The sequence below is a fragment of the Paraburkholderia sp. D15 genome (genome assembly GCF_029910215.1).
Classification (GTDB): Bacteria; Pseudomonadota; Gammaproteobacteria; order Burkholderiales; family Burkholderiaceae; genus Paraburkholderia.
In genome coordinates this window covers 4068545-4082737 of sequence record NZ_CP110395.1, presented here as the reverse complement: position 1 = coordinate 4082737, position 14193 = coordinate 4068545, and the positions used below count along the sequence as shown (strand labels likewise).

The 14193-nt window shown below is 67.4% G+C and carries 16 protein-coding genes and 1 riboswitch; of the genes, 10 read left to right on the top strand and 6 right to left on the bottom strand.

Annotated features, from left to right (window positions below):
- Nucleotides 1-232: 232 nt before the first annotated feature.
- A complete protein-coding gene (locus LFL96_RS17810; protein WP_280996526.1) occupies nucleotides 233-1228 on the top strand; it encodes a tyrosine-protein phosphatase in 996 nt (331 codons plus the stop codon).
- A gap of 25 nt (nucleotides 1229-1253) precedes the next feature.
- On the opposite strand, the gene LFL96_RS17805 is transcribed toward LFL96_RS17810, so the two are convergent.
- Nucleotides 1254-2588, bottom strand: coding sequence for an ATP-binding protein (locus LFL96_RS17805; protein WP_280996525.1), 1335 nt, complete (start codon nucleotides 2586-2588; stop codon nucleotides 1254-1256).
- The gene (locus tag LFL96_RS17800) at nucleotides 2585-3325 is read right to left on the bottom strand and encodes a response regulator (protein WP_280996524.1); all 741 of its coding nucleotides are present in this window, start codon (nucleotides 3323-3325) and stop codon (nucleotides 2585-2587) included. Before LFL96_RS17800 ends, LFL96_RS17805 begins: the two co-directional genes overlap by 4 nt.
- A 52-nt stretch (nucleotides 3326-3377) precedes the next feature.
- Between LFL96_RS17800 and LFL96_RS17795 the strand changes: the two genes are divergently transcribed.
- Genes LFL96_RS17795 through LFL96_RS17775 form a run of 5 tightly spaced genes read left to right on the top strand, consistent with a single transcriptional unit; the run spans nucleotide 3378 to nucleotide 5677 of the window.
- On the top strand, nucleotides 3378-3737 hold the full coding sequence (locus tag LFL96_RS17795) for a hypothetical protein (RefSeq protein WP_280996523.1): 360 nt from the start codon (nucleotides 3378-3380) through the stop codon (nucleotides 3735-3737).
- 21 nt (nucleotides 3738-3758) lie between these two features.
- Nucleotides 3759-3941: a hypothetical protein gene (locus LFL96_RS17790; RefSeq protein WP_280996522.1), complete on the top strand. Its 183-nt coding sequence runs from the start codon at nucleotides 3759-3761 to the stop codon at nucleotides 3939-3941.
- Between the two features lie 45 nt (nucleotides 3942-3986).
- On the top strand, nucleotides 3987-4154 hold the full coding sequence (locus tag LFL96_RS17785) for a DUF6726 family protein (protein WP_348638426.1): 168 nt from the start codon (nucleotides 3987-3989) through the stop codon (nucleotides 4152-4154).
- A 3-nt stretch (nucleotides 4155-4157) separates the two neighbouring features.
- Entirely contained in the window at nucleotides 4158-4946 is a 789-nt protein-coding gene (locus LFL96_RS17780) for a hypothetical protein (RefSeq protein ID WP_280996521.1), read from the top strand.
- A 59-nt stretch (nucleotides 4947-5005) separates the two neighbouring features.
- Nucleotides 5006-5677 (top strand): flagellar basal body L-ring protein FlgH, encoded by a 672-nt coding sequence (locus LFL96_RS17775; RefSeq protein ID WP_280996520.1) that lies wholly within the window; start codon nucleotides 5006-5008, stop codon nucleotides 5675-5677.
- A 24-nt stretch (nucleotides 5678-5701) separates the two neighbouring features.
- Here the strand turns inward: LFL96_RS17775 and LFL96_RS17770 are convergent, their stop codons facing one another.
- The 4 genes from LFL96_RS17770 to LFL96_RS17755 all read right to left on the bottom strand — a co-directional run bounded on the left by LFL96_RS17770 (nucleotide 5702) and on the right by LFL96_RS17755 (nucleotide 9920).
- Nucleotides 5702-6442, bottom strand: a complete 741-nt coding sequence (locus LFL96_RS17770; RefSeq protein WP_280996519.1) for a response regulator — start codon at nucleotides 6440-6442, stop codon at nucleotides 5702-5704.
- A 101-nt stretch (nucleotides 6443-6543) separates the two neighbouring features.
- Nucleotides 6544-7194 carry a hypothetical protein gene (locus LFL96_RS17765; protein ID WP_280996518.1) on the bottom strand — a complete coding sequence of 217 codons (651 nt, stop codon included), beginning with the start codon at nucleotides 7192-7194 and terminating at the stop codon, nucleotides 6544-6546.
- A gap of 198 nt (nucleotides 7195-7392) precedes the next feature.
- Nucleotides 7393-8172, bottom strand: coding sequence for an SDR family oxidoreductase (locus LFL96_RS17760; RefSeq protein ID WP_280996516.1), 780 nt, complete (start codon nucleotides 8170-8172; stop codon nucleotides 7393-7395).
- Nucleotides 8169-9920 (bottom strand): ABC transporter ATP-binding protein/permease, encoded by a 1752-nt coding sequence (locus tag LFL96_RS17755; RefSeq protein ID WP_280996515.1) that lies wholly within the window; start codon nucleotides 9918-9920, stop codon nucleotides 8169-8171. Before LFL96_RS17755 ends, LFL96_RS17760 begins: the two co-directional genes overlap by 4 nt.
- A 346-nt stretch (nucleotides 9921-10266) precedes the next feature.
- A riboswitch (TPP riboswitch) is annotated at nucleotides 10267-10391 on the top strand.
- Between the two features lie 297 nt (nucleotides 10392-10688).
- Between LFL96_RS17755 and LFL96_RS17750 the strand changes: the two genes are divergently transcribed.
- From LFL96_RS17750 to thiE, 4 genes are all read left to right on the top strand, one after another.
- Entirely contained in the window at nucleotides 10689-11819 is a 1131-nt protein-coding gene (locus LFL96_RS17750) for an FAD-dependent oxidoreductase (RefSeq protein ID WP_280996513.1), read from the top strand.
- 141 nt (nucleotides 11820-11960) lie between these two features.
- Entirely contained in the window at nucleotides 11961-12158 is a 198-nt protein-coding gene (thiS, locus tag LFL96_RS17745; RefSeq protein WP_280996512.1) for a sulfur carrier protein ThiS, read from the top strand.
- A 65-nt stretch (nucleotides 12159-12223) separates the two neighbouring features.
- Nucleotides 12224-13048, top strand: a complete 825-nt coding sequence (locus tag LFL96_RS17740; RefSeq protein ID WP_280996511.1) for a thiazole synthase — start codon at nucleotides 12224-12226, stop codon at nucleotides 13046-13048.
- Nucleotides 13045-14178: a thiamine phosphate synthase gene (gene thiE, locus LFL96_RS17735; protein ID WP_280996510.1), complete on the top strand. Its 1134-nt coding sequence runs from the start codon at nucleotides 13045-13047 to the stop codon at nucleotides 14176-14178. The genes LFL96_RS17740 and thiE overlap by 4 nt, the downstream gene beginning before the upstream one ends.
- The last annotated feature ends 15 nt before the right edge of the window (nucleotides 14179-14193 follow it).

Sequence of the window (14193 nt, the reverse complement as noted above, 5' to 3'; positions counted from 1 at the left end):
CGGAAATGACTTCGAAGCGCGCGGCGCGACGCAGGGACGACACACAGACGACATACACCGCTCACACACCGCATACGCAAGGCCGCCGCCTCGCCGATCGTGCGCCGTCGCCAACCTCTCGTTTCCTTACCAACTGCTACGCTGTAACGCAAAACTTATCGTCCACCGTTAAACTGCGTCGGCAGTGCCGATGCTGCGAACGACCCTTTCACAGCCGCGCCAGCCAAGCCTAATGCCCGCCACCGCAAAAAACTGCTCGCTTTCCCGCCGCCTCGCGAGCACGAAACTGCCGCGAGCGGAGCGTGTCGACGCCGGCCTTAGCCTCGGCGGCGGCGCGCAAGTCACGATTTCCTCGGACGAGACGTCACCGTCGCGCCGTGCCTTCCTCAGGCATTCCGCCGGCATGCTCCTGATGTCGGGCCTCGGCGGCTCGCTGCTGTCCGCATGCGGCGGCGGCAATCTCAGCGCCGATCAGCCGCCCACGCCGCGCGTGGCGTCGGTGGCCAATTTCCGCGATGTCGCGGGCGCCGCCGCCGGCTATCCCACCGTCGACGGTAAACAGATGCGGCGTGGCGCGTTCTACCGCGCGAACACACTGACGCTCAACGCCGCCGATGCCGCCACGCTCGGCAAGCTCGCCATCGCCACCGTCTACGATCTGCGCACGCCCGGCGAAATGGCGCGCACCGCCGACGTGCTGCCCGTCGGCGCGTCGCTCGCGACCTACAACGTGCTGGGCGCCAACGACTTCGTCGCGCCGGTGTTCGACACGGCCGATGCCGCCGCCGCGTTCATGGAAGCGCAGGCGCGCGCCTACGTCACGGGCGCCGCGCAGCGCGCCGGCTACGGCGCGCTGCTCACGCATCTGGCGGCAGGCGCGGGCGCGCAGCTGTTTCATTCGAGCGCGGGCAAGGATCGCGCGGGCTGGGTCGCGGCGCTGTTGCTGAGCATCGCCAACGTGCCGCTCGACGTCATCACGCAGGACTATCTGCTGAGCAATGTCTATCTGGCGCAGTCGATCGAGACGCAGATCGAAACGCTGCGCGCGCAGGACGGCGACGCGGTCGCGACCGTCGACACGCCGTTGCTGAACGTCCAGGAAAGTTATCTGCAGGCGGGCTTCGAGCAGGTGCAGGCAAGCTACGGCACGATGACGGCCTATCTGACGCAAGGCCTCGGGCTGACGCAGGCGACGATCGATTTGTTGCGCAGCCGCCTGGTGGTTTGAGCCAGGCCGCCCGCGACTTCAAATTTCAAATCAGCGCCGCGGTCGTCGGCAATTCAATCCGCACTTCCAGTCCGCCTCGCGCGTGATTGCGCACATGGCAGCGTCCGCCGCGATCGTGCGCGAGCCGCGCGACGATCGCGAGACCCAATCCGCAATGTCCTTCGCCGCCGCGCGCGGCATCGAGCCGTACGAACGGCTTCATCGCGGCGGCAATGCGGTCGTCGGGAATGCCTGGGCCGTGATCGCGCACGCTGATGACCCAACGGCTCTCGGTGCCGTCGGCGCCCTTGGTGCCATTGATGCGCTCAGTGGCGATCTCCACCGGCGGCGCGCCGTGTTCGAGCGCGTTGTCCACGAGATTCGTCACCAGCCGGTCGAGCAGCGTGCGCGGCAAGGTGAACGACGGGCCCGCGCGCAGATCGAGTTTGAAGAGCGGCGCCTCGCCGCTATCCGCGCTTTCGCTGTGTTCCGCGTTGTCGCTGTCGTCGCCCGAGGAAAACTGCTCGCGCAGAAAGTCCTCGACCTCGACCGGCGGCCCGGCATCGGCGGACTGGCCCGCGAATTCGAGGAACTGCTGGACGATATTGGTCAGCGAGTCCACGTCGCGAATCAGACCCGCGCGTTCGCTTTCCTCCACCAGCACGCTGGCGCGCAGCTTCAGTCGTGTAAGCGGCGCTTTCAGATCGTGCGCGACGCCCGCGAGCATCACCGCCTGATCGTCGCCGGCCTCGTTCAGGCGCCGCATCATGTCGTTGAACGAGCCGATCAGATCGCGCAACTCGCGCGGACCTTGCACGGTCACGGGCTCCGGGCGGCCGCCCGAACCGAACGCGCGGGCCGCGACGGCAACCCGGGACAACGGCTTCTGCATCTGCCACACCGCGAGCAGCGACAGAATCAGCGCGCCCGCGAGCATCGACACGGCTTCGATCAGGAAGTGCGGACGCGGCGGCACGTCGACCGGCACGACCACCCAGTTCGACTTGCCGGGAAACAGCACCCACAACTGCGGCGGACGCAGATCGTCGACGGCAATCTGGGTGCCGGGCGGCAGATTGGCGCGCAACTGCCGGCTCAATTCGATCAGCGGGTGCTGCGTCGGCGGATGCAGATGCACGCTCGCCGGCATGTTCCAGGTCGGCACCAGGTGCACGCGCATGGCGGGCGCGAGCGCGGCGCCCTTCATCGGCTCGCCGTTCACGGCCTGCAGCACCAGCAGAATGCCGCGCGCGAAACCGTCGATCTCGTGGCGCGGCGGCTGCATCACCACCAGCACGAACCAGCCGGCCTGAATCGCGAACAACACCGCCGTCGAGAGCAACGCCATTCTGCCGAACAGCGTGTTCAGCGGGTTTTTCATGCGCTGGAGGCGGCCTCGTCGGCGAACGGCGTGCCGTCGGCGTCGGGTACGAACACGTAGCCTTTGCCGCGCACCGTCTGCACGTAGCAGGGATTGGACGGATCTTCCTCGATCACGCGACGCAGACGCCAGATCGGCACGTCGAGACTGCGGTCGCGGAAGGCGAGGTTGTCGCGATGCACGAGGTCGTGAATCAGCACACGCGACAGCACCTTGTACGGGTTATTGACGAAGATCTTCAGGAGCGCGAATTCGCTGTCGCGCAGCGGCAGCTTGGTGTCGTCGCGCGATAGCGAGCGGGTCGCGAAATCGAGCTCGAACGGCCCGAAGTGGTAGGGCTTGCGCGCTTCCGGCGCGCTGGTGGTAGACGGCCCGCGACGACGCAGCACCGTATGGATGCGGGCAAGCAGTTCGCGCGGATCGAACGGCTTGGTCAGATAGTCGTCCGCGCCGAGCGAGAGCCCGACGATGCGGTCGGCCACCGTGCCGCGCGCCGTCACGAAGATCACCGGAATGTCGTCGCCGGCGGCGCGCAGCGCGGTGAGCGCGCGCAGGCCGTCGGTGTTCGGCATCATGATGTCGAGCACGACGACCGACGGCCGTTCGCGTTCGAGCCGCCGCTGCAAATGCGTGCCGTCATGCAGCACCGACGCGTCGAAACCGTTCGACTGCAGAAACTTGCATAGCAGATCGCGTACGACCGGATCGTCGTCGACGATAAGGACCTGTGGATTCATGGCGAAATTCTAGACTGGCGCGCGCAACGCGCGTCCGGGTGTTTTCTTACCAATGCTTACCCCTGCCGGCGGCACGCTTGCCGGTGTGCGCGGCAGGCCCGTCGTTGAAGGCTCGCGGCGTATTACACGCGGTCTGTGCATCGGCGAATCCGGCACGCCGTTCAATTCCGTTCAATTCGTTCCGCATCGCCAAAAAATTCCTCGGAAGAAAGAATTTGCGCTTTGTTGGAACCGCTCGCAACCGCTGGAAACCGCTGGAAATGGCTCGAAAGAACCGCCGGAAAGCGCGCTGTGCTTCGTGCTTGGCGTCGCGCCGCGCGGCGTGATGATTCGTCACGCAGTACGTTGCGCCGCTCACCGGATTCAGCCTATGCCTTGGGCCCACCGCGCGCGGCGTGAAATCGAAACCTGATGCCACGCGAGGCTCATCATCATGACCGTTCACAGCAATTTCAGCTCGACCCGTTTTTCTTCTTTGGCGCCGACGCCGCCCGCGGCCAAACCCGCCGCACCGGCTAACGCCAACGCCGCCACGCCCACGCATGAAGCCGCTGCGGAGGCGTTGCCGTCAGCGCCGGCCGGACTCGTCGGGCATCACGTCAACACCACAGCCTGACGCACCGAGGCCCGTGTGTCGACCCCGAGAACTTTTGACCGCTGCATTCGCGTCGTCGCGTGGTTGACGCTCGGCGCGGCGCTGCTGCCGCTTGGCGGCTGCGCCGTCGCCGCGCTGCCGTGCCGGCTCACCTCGGCGACGCTGAAAATCATCCCGGTCGTCGGCCATGCCGCGGCCACCCCGTTCGACATGTGTTCATCCGCGATCGACTGAATCATGACACTCAAACGGATTGACTGCGCGCCGGCGCGGCCCGGTAGTTTGCGTGACCGTCTGCCTGGCTGCGTGGTCGCGTGTGTTCTGGCAGGCGCACTTGCGTGCGCCGCTGCGCCGGCCGCGCAGGCACAGCCGGTCGCGCGCGATGCGAATGCGGCAAGCGCGGCAAGCGCCGCCTCGAAAGACACCACCACCGATGCGCGCCGCCGTCCAGCCACGCAAGACGTGCCATTCGCGTTCCGAGGCGTCTCGCTCGGCATCACGCTCGACGAGTTCCGCGCCGGTTCGACCGTGCGGGCGACGCCCGTCGGCAGCGTGCCGATCTGCGAGACGGACGTGCAGGCGGGCGCCCTGGGCATGCGTTTGAAGTCGCATGAAAGTCTGACCGTGGCGTGCCGTTGGGCGCATCGCGGCAACGACGGCTGGGCGCTGTCGCAAGCGGTGGTGGACGGCGCGCCCGCGCTGGAGCACGTGCTGCGCTTCGCACGCATGGACGCGGACAATGCGCTGCGTCTCTACGAGATTTCCTTCGTCGTCGACGAAATCACCGCCGACGACCTGCGCGATGCGCTCGCCGACCGCTACGGGCCGCCGCGCCTGGCCACCCGCAACGTGACGGCGTCGGGCGCTTTGCCCACCTACGTGTGGGAAAACGCCGTGAGTTCGATCACCTTGTGTTTCCTGCCGGGCACGCGCAACGGCACGCTCACCTATCTGCTGAAGGGTTCGGACGCATGGGTGAAATCGGTCGTGCGGCAATGGCAGGCGAGCGGCGCGGAGGCCGGGTAATGCACGCGATCCGCAAGCAGGACGAGGGCCGCGCAACCCAATCAAACCATGGAGGATGCATGACCGCGCTTCAACTCACCGTCGCGCTGGGCGCGGCCGTTTGCCTCGCCGCGTGTTCGAGCGGCCGCCAACCGTCGATCGTCGAAACGCCGATGGCGCCGCCGCTCGCGTCCGCGCCGCTGAACGTGAACACGCAGGGCGCGATCTACCAGGCGGGCACGCCGCTGCTGCTGTACGAAACGCCGCGCGCGCAACATATCGGCGACGTGCTGACCATCCGGCTTGCCGAATCGTATAGCGGCAGCAACAGCGCGAATGCGACGGCAAGCCGTTCGAGCAGCATCACCGCCGCCGCCGCCGATCAATCGACCAACGCCGCCGCGCGCCTCGCGAAGCTGTTCAACGTCGGCTCGGCGAGCACCGACTACAAAGGCCAGGGCAGTCTCACCGACACCAGCGGCATGACCGGCACGCTCGCGGTGACGGTGATCGGCACGCTGTCCGGCGGCAACCTGGTGGTGTCGGGCGAGAAGATGATCGCGATGAGCGGCAACCGCGATCGTCTGCGGCTGTCGGGCATCGTCAATCCGAAGGATATCGAGGCGGGCAATTACGTCGCGTCGAGCAAGGTCGCCAACGCGCGCATCGAACAGGCGGGCGTCGGCATGGTGTCCGATGCGACGACGATGGGCTGGCTGCAGCGCATGTTTCTGAGCGTGCTGACGTTCTGAGCCGCCGGGTCCGGGCGCGTGCCGCTACGTCAGCGGCCCTTCGCTGCGCTCGCCCGCGCCGATCTCGCCATCCGGCACGAACACGTAGCCGCGTCCCCACACCGTCTGCACGTAGCGCGGTTCCGACGGATCCACTTCGATCAGCCGCCGCAAGCGCCAGATCGACACGTCCAGACTGCGGTTGCGATGCGCCTCGCTATTGCCGTGCAGTTTCTCCAGCAACTGCGCGCGCGTGAGCACGGTCATCGCGTGCGTGACGAACACCTTCAGCATCGCGAATTCGCTTGAACGCAGCGCGATGCGCTCGCCTTCGCGGCGCAATTCGCGCGCCGGGAAATTCACCTCGTAACGTCCGAAACGATACGGTGCGCGCTGCTCCGGCGCGCTCGGCGCGAGCGTGCCGCGCCGACGCAACACGGTGCGAATCCGCGCGACCAGTTCACTGGGTTCGAAGGGCTTGCCGAGATAGTCGTCCGCGCCAAGTTCGAGACCGATCACGCGGTCGATCGGATCGGCGCGCGCGGTCAGCAGAATCACCGGAATGTCGTCGCCGGCCACGCGCAACGCGCGTAATGCGCTGATGCCGTCGAGCTCCGGCATCATGATGTCGAGCACGATCAGCGCGGGACGTTCGTTCTGCAAGCAGCGCTGCAACGCCAGACCGTGTTCGAGTGTGGCGACCTTGAAGCCGCGTCCCTGCAGATAGTCGCCGACGAGTTCGCGTACGACGGGGTCGTCGTCGACGACCAGAATGGATGGGTTCATGCAATCCATCTTAGTGAGCGACATCCACGACGCAAAGCGCGCGACGCTTTCGAATCCTTTCCCGCGTAAGAGTCGGCAAGGCACGGCCAGGCCAGGCCGGCCTAATTGGCCTGGGAAGTCTGAATGGTTTGCATCGGCTGATGCGCGAGGTCGGTCCGGTCGACCACCATCCGCTCGATCAAGCCGTTGAGTTTGGTCGAGGCCGTCGAGAAACGGTCGGTGTTGAGTCCGCTGGTCTGATAGCGCGCGGTGACGAGAATGCGGCCGTTCTGGATCAGCGTCAGGTCGATGATCGACAGGTACTGGATCGATTCGTCACTGAACGAGCGGCGGCCGTAGTCGATCGCGGCGTTGTAGACGAGGCGCGCCTCGCAGCCGGCCGGCGAGGTGCCCGGATTGAACACGTCCGAACGGATGCCGCGCCGGTCGAGCGCGAGTTGCAGCGCCGGCACGAAGTCGCCGACCGACACCGTCTGATTCACCTCGATGCAGACGTGCCGGACATCGGCGGGACGGCCGTTGACGAAGGTCGGCGACGAGTAGTTGGCGGCGATCGCGTAGCCGGCCTGGATCACCGAACCGGTGGCGTCGGCGGCGGAGATCAGCGTCCACGCGCAGCCGTTGAGCCCAGCGGCGAGCAGCGCGCCGACGGCAAGCCGCGAGCACGGGCGCCGCGCGCCGAGCCACGTGCTGCGTGTGGCCTGTGAGGCTCGCGTGAAAGCGCTGGCGCGCAGGCTCGGCATGAAGGTCATGGGCGGTGTCGGATGGCGGTCGAAAGAGGGCGGTCGGTCAGCACCGGGCACGACTATCGTCGCCGAACACGGGCGCATTCAAAGCACGGAACAGCCTGGCGGCTTCGCAAATGCTTTCGAACTCTTCTCGGGTGTTTCGGGATGTTGCGGGACGCGCGCTGCGGCGCGGCGGAGGAGGAGACGCAGAACGCGGGCCGATCAGCCCAGCGTCAGGCCACCGTCGACGTGGATCACCTGGCCGGTGATATGGCGCGCTTCGTCGGACAGCAGGAAGGCGATCAGTGCGGCGACGTCGGCCGGTTCGGCGACATGGCCGAGCGGCGTCGCCTGCGCCGCGTGATGCCATACCGACGCATTATCGGCACTTGGGCCGCGATCTTTACGGGTATAACCCGGCGCCACGCAATTCACGGTGACGCCGTGCGGCGCGAGTTCGGCGGCCGCCGTTTTAGCGAGCGATTCGAGCGCCGCTTTCGCCGCGGCCGTCGCGGCGAACGGCGTGTCCGCGCGATACCGGTGCGCGACGAACGAGCTGAGCGCGACCACGCGGCCGCGCTGCGAGGTTTCCAGCGCCGGCGCCGCGTGTTGGACGAGCGCGGCGAACGCCGCCGGCATCGCGGCCATCGCGGCGTTGAACGTGTCGGGGTCGAGGGCGTGCAGCGTCTGGCGCTGCGCGTGGCCGGCATTGGCCACTAGCTGATCGAGCGCGCCGAAACGGACGAGCGTTCGATGGACCACGTGGTCCGCCGCGCCGCGTTCGCCGAGGTCGGCACACAGCGTCTCGCAATGCGCGCCGTTCGCGCCGCAATCGGTCGCGACCTGGGCGAGGCGTTGACGGGATGCGTCGTCGGCGCCGCGCGCGTGCAGCATCAACGCGGTGCGCGGCGCGGCAATGCGCCGGGCCAGCGCCGCGCCGATGCCGGAGCCCGCGCCGGTGATCAGCACGACGCGATCGAAGGCCGGGCCCGGCGCACTCATGCGGCGAGCGCTTCGCCGGAACGCTCGACGTCGAGCGTTTCGTCGTGGAAGGCGGCCAGCGCCTCGCGATGCGCGACGCTGACGATGGCCGCCTTCGGCAGGCGTTCGGTGAACAGGCGATACAGGCGCGCTTCGTTTTCCGAATCGAGCGCGCTGGTCGCTTCGTCGAGGAACAGATAGTCGGGCTTGTGCAGCAACACGCGCGCGGCGGCCAGACGTTGCTGTTCGCCCGGCGACAGAATGCGGGTCCAATGTCCCGATTCCTGCAGACGGTCCGCGTATTCCGACAGATGGCAGGTGACGAGCGCTTCGCGGCAGTCGTCGTCGGTGTAGGTGTCGGCGGCGGACGGATAGGCGAGCGCGGCCTTCAGCGTGCCGATCGGCATGTAGCTGACCTGCGGGATGAACATCATGCGGGCGTTGACCGGCGCGTCGATCGAGCCATCGCCGAACGGCCACAGGCCGGCCAGCGCGCGCATCAGCGTGCTCTTGCCGGAACCGGACGGACCGCGTACCAGCCAGCGCGAACCGGGTGTGATGGCGATATCGCGGATGGTGGACAGCGGATTGCCGTTCGGCAGCGCGAGCTTGAGGCCTTCGGTGGTGAGCTTGTCGGCATCGACGAAATGCAGGTTGATGCCGCCGTGCGAGGTGGCCGGCGACACCGATTCCTTCAGACGCGGCGCATGCACGATGCGCTTGAATTCGCGCAACCGGTTCACGGTGGCGCGCCATTCGACCAGCGAACCGTAACTGTTGATGAACCACGAGAACGAATCGCTGACGGTGCCGAAGGCACTGGAAATCTGCATCAGCACGCCGAATGTGAAGGCGCCCGCGAAGTAGCGCGGCGCGGCGACCACCAGCGGAAAGATGATCGCGATCTGACCGTAGAAGCTGAGCACGAAGGTCAGACGCTTGGTGTACTTCATCACCTGCCACCAGTTGTCGCGAATCCGGCCGAACAGCGAATGCGCGTTCGTCTTCTCGGTTTCCATGCCGTTGTAGAACGCGATCTGCTCGGCGTTTTCACGCAGACGGATCAGGCCGAAACGGAAATCCGCCTCCACCTTCTGCGCCTGGTAGTTGATCGGCACGAGCGGATGGCCGACCTTCTGGATGATCAGCGAGCCGATCACCGCGTACAGCGCGGCGGCCCACACCATGTAGCCGGGAATCTGCACCGGCATGCCGCCGAGCGAGACGGTCAGCGCGCCGGCGAGCGACCACAGGATCGTGATGAACGACACCAGCGTGACGACGGTGGACAGCAGGTCGAGCGTCAGCGAGAGCGTCGTGGTGGCGAACGATTGCAGGTCGTCGCTGATCCGCTGGTCGGGGTTGTCGGCGAGCCGGTCGCGTTCGATCCGGTAGAACGCGCTGTCGTGCAGCCATTCGTTCAGATAGCGGGTGGTCAGCCATTGACGCCAGCGGAAGCCGAGCATCTGCCGCAGATAGCGCCCGTACACCGCCAGGATGATGAAACCGAACGCGAGTCCCGAGAACACCATCAGCAGGTGCGGGAAGTCGTGCACGTTCTTGGTTTGCAGCGCGTTGTAGAAATCGGCGCTCCAGCGGTTCAGGCGCACGTTGATCCACACCACGAGCAGATTCATCACGATGATCGCGATGAGCAACCCCCACGCCGTGTTGCGCTCTTCGGAGACCCAGTAGGGTTTGATCAGGCTCCAGGCGGAGACTTTGTCGTCCGTCGGCAGCACGGGGCGGGCTGAAGTATTCGGTGTCATGAGCATCCTGGTGAAGTGCTGGCCTACATGCCTTGCCGGCGGCCCCGATGAACGCAGGGCCGGCGAGCGTCCGATTCTGGCGCGCGGCCCTTAAGCGAAAATTAATCCGCGCCAGAAGACCGTGCCGTCCCGACTCGAGCGCCCCGGCGAAACGCGGCGCCGGGCGGGCGATTGGCGCCGGTGACGCGCGCCGCGCCGTGCCGCCGCGGCATGTGCTCGTGGCATTGTGCCAGAGCGTTGGCGCGGGCCGCATAGGCGACATAAAAGACGGTGCCGGATCAAACCATCCGCGAAACGCGCCGGCCGCTGGTTTGCGGGCGCCGCGCCTTTTATGGTCTAATGGCCTTCGACGAAACAGGGGTGCTTTGCCCACAGGCGTGCATGATTTTCATGCCGTGGCGGCGAGGCTGAGAGAGACCCTTTGCACCCGATCCGGGTAATACCGGCGCGGGAAGTTTCCGGAAGCAACCCGTCTTCCATTCCCCGCCGGGGTGGCGCGCGTCCTCATAATGCGCGTCGTGCCCGGCCGGCCTCACCCGCCGGTTTCGTCCTGGGTACGTGCGTTTTTCGGCCGTACGGAAAGGACTCGATGACCGTCAATTCTTCAGTTATGTGCTTTGCTCTTCGTCACGCCCATCTCGGCGCGGCGCGTTTTCGTTCGCTTCGGCCAGTTTTTTGTCTGACGTATCGGCCGACCGGGATGACGAACCGGTCGGCCGCGCGGTTGATCGATCGTCACGCAGCGGACCACGCGGGGGAGGGGGCACGATGAGCCGTTCCTCGCAACCCGATTTCGCCGTGCTCGGCGGCGGTCTGTGCGGCCGTCTGGTCGCGTGGCGTCTCGCTGGGCAAGGGCACCGCGTGGCGTTGTACGAGCGCGGCGCTGCCGACGGTTCGCAAGCCGCCGCGTGGGTGGCCGCCGCGATGCTGGCGCCGCTCGCGGAAGCCGCCAGCGCCGAGTTGCTGATCACGCGGCTCGGCGCGAGTTCGCTGGAAACGTGGCCGCACGTGCTGGCCGAACTGCCTGAGCCGGTTTTCTTCCAGCGCAATGGCACGCTGGTGGTCTGGCATCACGCCGATCGCACCGAGGCGCCGTTGTTCGAACGCCGGGTGCGTTCGAACGCGCCGGCCGATCTGCTCGACGGCGGTTTCGTCACGCTGGCCGGCGCCGAACTCGGTGCGGCCGAGCCAGCGCTGGCGGGCCGCTTCAGCCGGGGCTGGCTGTTGCCGCGCGAAGGTCAGCTCGACAACCGTCAGGTGCTGAGCGCGCTGGCCGCTGGTCTGGCTGAGCGTGGCGTCGACACCCACTGGAACACGCCCGTCGACGATCGCGCGCCCCCCGCCGCGCGCATCACGATCGACTGCCGCGGCCTCGGCGCGAAGCCGGTGCTGCCGACGTTGCGCGGCATCCGCGGCGAAGTCGCGCGGGTGCACGCGCCGGGGATCGGACTGACGCGGCCGGTGCGGCTGCTGCATCCGCGTTATCCGCTCTATATCGCGCCGAAGCAGGACGATCTCTACGTGATCGGCGCAACCGAAGTCGAAGGCGAGGATATGTCGCCGGTCAGCGTGCGTTCGGCGCTGGAGTTGCTGAGCGCGGCGTTTTCCGTGCATCCCGGCTTCGGCGAGGCTCGTATCCTCGAACTGAATTCGCAGTGCCGACCGACCTTGCCGGACCACCGTCCGGCGCTGCTGTGGGATGGCGCGCAGACATTGCGCGTGAACGGCCTGTACCGGCACGGCTACATGATCGTGCCCGAAGTCGCCGATGAAGCCGTGCGTTTCGCCGCCGCGCTGCTCGACGGCCGTATCGGCGACGCCGATGCGTTCGCCGACTGGCAACGCGACGCACGCTGGAGCGAACTGTTCCAGCTGGATTCCGCGCGGGAGCCGGCATGAGCGTTGCGAATCGCTGTCTGGCGGGCGGTCTGGCCCGCCGTTCCGTCCGCGCTCCGGCCGCTTGCCCCGGCTTTCCGCTTGTTACCGGCGACGTCGCGCAACCGCGCGCTGTTGCCATCGACTGAACCGTATTCGAACACCATGGACATTCACATCAATCAGAAGCCGTTGTCGTTGCCCGACGGCGCGACCGTCGCCGATGCGCTCGCCGCGTTCGGCGCGCGGCCGCCGTTCGCGGTCGCGCTGAACGGCGATTTCGTGGCGCGCACCCAGCATGCGGCGCGCGCGCTGCAAACCGGCGACAAGCTCGACGTCGTGCAACCCGTCGCCGGCGGCTAATGTAAACCGGTAAGCCGCCGCACGTCGATGCACGCCGCGAGATGCCGTAGACAAGGACAATGCCCATGACTTCCCCCCAAACCACCTCCGCCGCCGACGCGCTCACGCTGTACGGCCAGACGTTCGAAAGCCGCGTGCTGCTCGGCACGTCGCGCTATCCGTCGCTGCAATCGCTGTCCGATTCGATCGACGCCGCCCGCCCCGGCATGGTGACCGTCGCGTTGCGCCGGCAGATGAACGAGGGCGGCGCCGAAGCCGGCTTCTTCGATCTGCTCAAGCGCCACGGCGTGCCGCTGCTGCCGAACACGGCCGGCTGCCTGACGGTCGGCGAGGCCGTGACGACCGCCCACATGGCGCGCGAAATCTTCGACACCGACTGGATCAAGCTCGAACTGATCGGCGACGACTACACGTTGCAGCCCGATCCCGTCGGTCTGATCGAAGCGGCCGCGCAGCTGATCAAGGACGGCTTCAAGGTGCTGCCGTATTGCACCGAAGATCTGGTGATCGGCCGCCGCCTGCTCGACGCCGGCTGCGAGGCGCTGATGCCGTGGGGCGCGCCGATCGGTACCGGCAAGGGCGTGATCAATCCGTACGGCTTGCGTGTGTTGCGCGAGCGGCTGCCGGACGTGCCGCTGATCGTCGATGCCGGCCTCGGCGTGCCGTCGCACGCGGCGCAGGTGATGGAGTGGGGCTTCGACGGCGTGCTGCTGAACACCGCCGTGTCGCAGGCCACGCATCCGGAAGCGATGGCGCGCGCGTTCGCGCTGGGCGTCGAGGCCGGCCGTCAGGCGTTCCTCGCGGGTCCGATGGCCGAGCGCGAGAGCGCGCACGCGAGCACGCCGGTGGTGGGCATGCCGTTCTGGCATCAGGACGGGAGCGGCGCATGACGCGGACGCTGACGTTGCGGGACCGCGACCTGTTCTGGCCGCCCGCCGACGAACTGACCGAAGCGACGGAGCGCATCCGCGCGAGCCTTGGCGACTGGCCGCCGACGCATGCGCCGTGGCGCATCTGCCTGACCGCGCCGGACGAGCCGAACGGCGGCGACCTGATCGTGATCGCCGACGCGCAGCAGCATGGCGAGCAGGTGGCGCGCTGGCAACTGCGTGGCGCGGGCGTGATCGAAGCCGCGCAGGAACGTGCCGCCTTGCACCTCGGCGGCGTGACGTGGCGGCTCGAAGGGCATCTGCCGGAAGACTGGATCGCCGCGCTGGCCGCGTTCCTCGATTGCGGCTTCGATCCGCACGACGCGCTGGTGCTGGCGCTCGCCTGGCGCGACGGCGACGAAACCCGCGTGACGGACGTGACGGACACCAAGGGCGACACGTTCGACGCCTTCCCCGCCGACCTCAGCCGTTTCCCGCGCCTCGCCAACCTGCCGGCGGCGCCCGCGCAGCCGTTCCCGAGCTGTCCTTCCCGGCTCGGCTTGTACCCGGTGCTGCCGAGCGCCGACTGGGTCGAGCGGATCGCCGGCCTCGGCGTGAAGACGATCCAGTTCCGCCACAAATCGGCCGAACCCGTTGATCCACTGCGGCGCGACATCGCCCGTTGCGTGGCCGCCGGCCGCCGCCACGACGCGCACGTGTTCATCAACGACCATTGGCAGGCCGCGCTGGAAGCGGGGGCATACGGCGTGCACCTCGGGCAGGAAGACCTCGATACCGCCGATCTGGCCGCGCTGGCCGCCGGCGGCATCCGCGTCGGGCTGTCCACGCACGGGTTCTACGAGATTCTGCGAGCGCTGCACTACCGGCCCAGCTATCTCGCCGTCGGCGCGGTATTTCCGACCACGACCAAGGTCGTCGCGACCGCGCCGCAGGGGCTCAGGCGGCTGGCCCGCTACGTACGCCTGCTGGACGGCGTCGTGCCGCTGGTGGCGATCGGCGGCATCGACCTGCAGACGCTGCCCGACGTGCTGGCAACCGGCGTCGGCTGCGCGGCCGTGGTGCGCGCGGTGACCGATGCGGCGGACGTCGCCGCCGCGGTTTCTGCGCTGCAACACACGTTTACGCAATAATCGTCAGGCTTCGTA

Excerpts from the sequence above, each read along its gene's own strand:
- LFL96_RS17805 (WP_280996525.1), bottom strand. The coding sequence starts at position 2,588 with ATGAAAAACCCGCTGAACACGCTGTTCGGCAGAATGGCGTTGCTCTCG.
- thiS (WP_280996512.1), top strand. The coding sequence starts at position 11,961 with ATGGACATTCACATCAATCAGAAGCCGTTGTCGTTGCCCGACGGCGCG.
- LFL96_RS17775 (WP_280996520.1), top strand. The coding sequence starts at position 5,006 with ATGACCGCGCTTCAACTCACCGTCGCGCTGGGCGCGGCCGTTTGCCTC.
- thiE (WP_280996510.1), top strand. The coding sequence starts at position 13,045 with ATGACGCGGACGCTGACGTTGCGGGACCGCGACCTGTTCTGGCCGCCC.
- LFL96_RS17750 (WP_280996513.1), top strand. The coding sequence starts at position 10,689 with ATGAGCCGTTCCTCGCAACCCGATTTCGCCGTGCTCGGCGGCGGTCTG.
- LFL96_RS17760 (WP_280996516.1), bottom strand. The coding sequence starts at position 8,172 with ATGAGTGCGCCGGGCCCGGCCTTCGATCGCGTCGTGCTGATCACCGGC.
- LFL96_RS17790 (WP_280996522.1), top strand. The coding sequence starts at position 3,759 with ATGACCGTTCACAGCAATTTCAGCTCGACCCGTTTTTCTTCTTTGGCG.
- LFL96_RS17795 (WP_280996523.1), top strand. The coding sequence starts at position 3,378 with ATGCTTACCCCTGCCGGCGGCACGCTTGCCGGTGTGCGCGGCAGGCCC.
- LFL96_RS17800 (WP_280996524.1), bottom strand. The coding sequence starts at position 3,325 with ATGAATCCACAGGTCCTTATCGTCGACGACGATCCGGTCGTACGCGAT.
- LFL96_RS17755 (WP_280996515.1), bottom strand. The coding sequence starts at position 9,920 with ATGACACCGAATACTTCAGCCCGCCCCGTGCTGCCGACGGACGACAAA.
- LFL96_RS17740 (WP_280996511.1), top strand. The coding sequence starts at position 12,224 with ATGACTTCCCCCCAAACCACCTCCGCCGCCGACGCGCTCACGCTGTAC.
- LFL96_RS17765 (WP_280996518.1), bottom strand. The coding sequence starts at position 7,194 with ATGACCTTCATGCCGAGCCTGCGCGCCAGCGCTTTCACGCGAGCCTCA.
- LFL96_RS17780 (WP_280996521.1), top strand. The coding sequence starts at position 4,158 with ATGACACTCAAACGGATTGACTGCGCGCCGGCGCGGCCCGGTAGTTTG.
- LFL96_RS17810 (WP_280996526.1), top strand. The coding sequence starts at position 233 with ATGCCCGCCACCGCAAAAAACTGCTCGCTTTCCCGCCGCCTCGCGAGC.
- LFL96_RS17770 (WP_280996519.1), bottom strand. The coding sequence starts at position 6,442 with ATGAACCCATCCATTCTGGTCGTCGACGACGACCCCGTCGTACGCGAA.